The sequence below is a fragment of the Pseudoalteromonas sp. SR44-5 genome, from assembly GCF_014163675.1.
In the GTDB taxonomy this organism is placed as follows: Bacteria; Pseudomonadota; Gammaproteobacteria; order Enterobacterales; family Alteromonadaceae; genus Pseudoalteromonas; species Pseudoalteromonas rhizosphaerae.
The window spans coordinates 1-3,344 of sequence record NZ_JACJDT010000096.1 but is presented as its reverse complement, the minus strand read 5'-3'; the positions used below and the strand labels follow the sequence as shown (position 1 = coordinate 3,344).

The 3,344-nt window shown below is 41.9% G+C and carries 1 protein-coding gene and 2 pseudogenes; 2 read left to right on the top strand and 1 reads right to left on the bottom strand.

Features of this window, described 5'->3' with window-relative positions:
* Positions 1-800: pseudogene (locus H5154_RS22430) on the top strand (hypothetical protein); the annotation flags it as partial.
* A 495-nt stretch (positions 801-1,295) separates the two neighbouring features.
* Here the strand turns inward: H5154_RS22430 and H5154_RS22425 are convergent.
* Positions 1,296-2,252: pseudogene (locus H5154_RS22425) on the bottom strand (IS110 family transposase); the annotation flags it as partial.
* A 100-nt stretch (positions 2,253-2,352) separates the two neighbouring features.
* Here H5154_RS22425 and H5154_RS22420 point away from each other — a divergent pair.
* A partial coding sequence (locus tag H5154_RS22420) for a transposase (RefSeq protein WP_259398591.1) occupies positions 2,353-3,344 on the top strand: 992 nt, incomplete at its 3' end.

Below are 3,344 nucleotides of genomic sequence, written 5' to 3'. Positions count from 1 at the left end.
CAAAAATATTTATAACGCTAACTTTGATAACGTTACTTTCAGGGTGTCCTTTAGAAGGTGATAACGGAAATAATGGAACTACAGGGGAAACAGGAGCTACAGGGGAAACAGGAGCTACAGGGCCTCAAGGTGTAATCGGAGTTGCTGGCATTAATTGCTGGGATCTAAATGGTGACCGAGTCAATGATCTCGATGAAGATATCAATAAAGATGGTCTGTGGAATGCCTATGATTGCGCTGTCGCCGCTACTCCTGAACAAAACCAGACAGTAGAACTGAATCATCAGCATATATGTGAGGCCTTAGCGGCAAACAATATATATCCAGTAGGCTGCCCATCCAGTACTCATACAGTCCCCACCGGTACATTGACAAGAATGATATCTACAAACTTTTTTGACGATGGTACGGGCAATAGACTTCTAAGCTGTGGCGATAGCCCAAGCAATGGATTACTCAGCATAAGCCTACGAGACTTCGTAAACTCAGATGGCGTTACCGTTAAGGAAGGGTGGTGGGAGCTAGAGGGCGGATATATCGCTAAATCAGGAACTATGTCTATATTTGAATCAGTTAATGGCGGGTGCCAGGACCTCTGTGCAGCTGATGCAGACTGCATCGCTTCGGTCGCTGTTAGAAAATCGTCTGAATCTTCATCTTGCCGTTTATATTACCATTCAGATACTGCCATAAAATATGAGCGATTTTGTGGTAGGGAAATCCCTGGTGTCTTTAAAGCAGAAGATCAATGCAAACTAACTCTAGCCGCCAATGCTATTTGGGCGTCTAAGTGTCCATAACTTTGAATACTTAACACATATGAGCCTAAACTCTGTCAATAGGCACTAGTATTCTTTTTGACCGTTTTTATAAATGGACGGTCAATTCTAAATCAATAAACAAATTCGTTTACTTCGTCTGTCGATGCGGCTGTTAAGCAAGTTGCTTACGGCAAACACATATAGAGGCTCTCTTATTGCGATCTCATCGCAGCCTACTTTTTTCCATATCCTTATGGATTTGTAGGGGCACTAGACATTCATCGGTTAACCTAATCATGGCACTATTCAAGGCGGCTGGTTTCATCATGGTGATCCAGTTAGTTTCAGGCTCAAGTCAGGTGTAAGCGACTTTGTTTATTGTATTAATGCACGCGTACTGAGCATCTAATCAAGGCAAGTGGCTTAGGTCTGTAGGCATATAATCAGGTTAAACCTTACTGGTCATTAACTCACCCAATTGATTGATGCTCAGCCTTATATCCAGTTAGATGTTCAGCTCACTCAGTACCGTGACTAACTCTTTAAGAATTTTGCTTCATCGAATACCGTCTCTTTTTTAAGCATAAAATAAACACAGCGACCAAGCTTATGCGCAAGCGCTGACAGTGCTTTGGCTTTGCTCATTCGCTTTTGTAGTTTTTCAAGGTATTTGTTGGCGTTGTGATTGTGACGCAGCAGTAATACGGCAGCTTCCGAGAACGCCCATTTTAGATGTGCATTGCCAATTTTATTACCTTGGGTGCCATAGGTTTTGCCAGCAGACTCCGCTTTGCATTTGACTAACCGACTGTATGAGGCGAACTTTTGTACGCTTGAAAAGCGATTGATGTCACCAATTTCGTAAATGATGGTGAGTGCGAGAATGCGACCTATCCCATTAATTGTTTGCAAGATATTAAGGTGCACAGGGTTGTGCTGCTTAGCCATTTGTTCAATATAAAGCTCTAAAGGCTTAAGCTCCTTGTGATAGCAATCAAGTATGGCCATATTTAAATTAATAGATCGTTGCACAACGGGATCAGGGAAGTAATAGCGCATCTTTTCTCTGTCGCAAACGTTCTTTAAATTAACGTTGTGGGCAGGTAAATTGTACTGACTGGCAGTATTGGCAACATGGGCTTTTAAATCAGCGCCATGACGGACGATTTTAGTTCTGCGACGTAATAAGTCGCGCGTAGCACGCATATCTTTGTCATAGACATAAGCAAGTGGAAAGTTACCGCCACGGATGAGTTTAGCAATTTTATGCGAATCTATTTTATCGTTTTTAGCTTTTCCGCCATGAATCGCTTTCATGTATAGCGCATGACCAAGGATAAAGTCGATATTGTGCTCTTTGCAAAAATCAGCGACCTAATACCAGCAGTGCATGCACTCTACGCCAACCACAATGTCACCGATATACGGTTTAAGTAGTTTTAGCAGTGCGTCAGGGTCATCTTTAATTTTCTTGTGAACAAGGATAAGTCCTGAAAGTAAAAAAGGACAGGCGCATTTTTTTGCAAGTTTTTTGCAAAATCCATAGTATCAACTACTGTTTTTATATACAGTTTGACAGGAGTTGCTATGTATGACCCGGGCAAGAAAAAAGCTTATTGATTTAGCGTCCACATCTTATTATCACTTAATCTCACGATGCGTGAGACGTGCATTCTTGTGTGGTGATGATAAATACACAGGTAAAAACTTTGATCACCGTAGAGTGTGGTTAGTAGAGCGAATTAAGTTACTAAGTAGCGTTTTCGCTATAGAGATAGCTGCCTACGCGATAATGAGCAATCACTACCACCTTGTTGTGAACGTCAATAGACGTCAAGCACTTGATTGGTCTGATGATGAAGTAATTGAACGCTGGTATCAACTTTATAACGGCCATGTTTTAGTTGATCGTTACTTAAATGGTGAGCAGCTAGATAAGGCGAGTGTGCTCTTTTTTGATGAGATCATCGCTAAATGGCGCGCAAGGCTTTATGACATCAGCTGGTATATGAAAAACCTTAATGAGTACATTGCCCGCGAGGCCAATAAGGAAGATAACTGCACGGGCAAGTACTGGGAAGGGCGCTATAAGTCACAGGCATTATTAGATCAAACCGCAGTACTCAGTTGCATGGCCTACGTTGATTTGAATCCTATCAGAGCAAACATAGCCGATACGCTTGAAGACAGTGATTTTACCTCAATTCAAGAGCGTATAGCGCATTTCAAAGCCTTTACCACAGACACGGTCAAAGCAAATAAACCCCTCAAACAAAAAGATACTGTTCAATATGAAAGTCAACCAGCACAGCTAAAGCAATTTGGTGGTAATCATATTAAAGGCACGATCCCCTTTGCCTTACTGGATTACATTGAATTAGTCGACTGGAGTGGCCGCCAGATAGATCCAAAGAAAAAAGGGCATATCAACAAAAGCATACCAAAAGTGCTCCTGACGTTGAATATAGAAGAAGCGCAATGGCTTGAATCAATTCAACGTTTCAGGCAGCAGTACTCAAATTTTGCAGGCAGCAAACAACGGTTAAAGCAGCAAGCCGCCAGCAACGATGTAAAATGGTACAA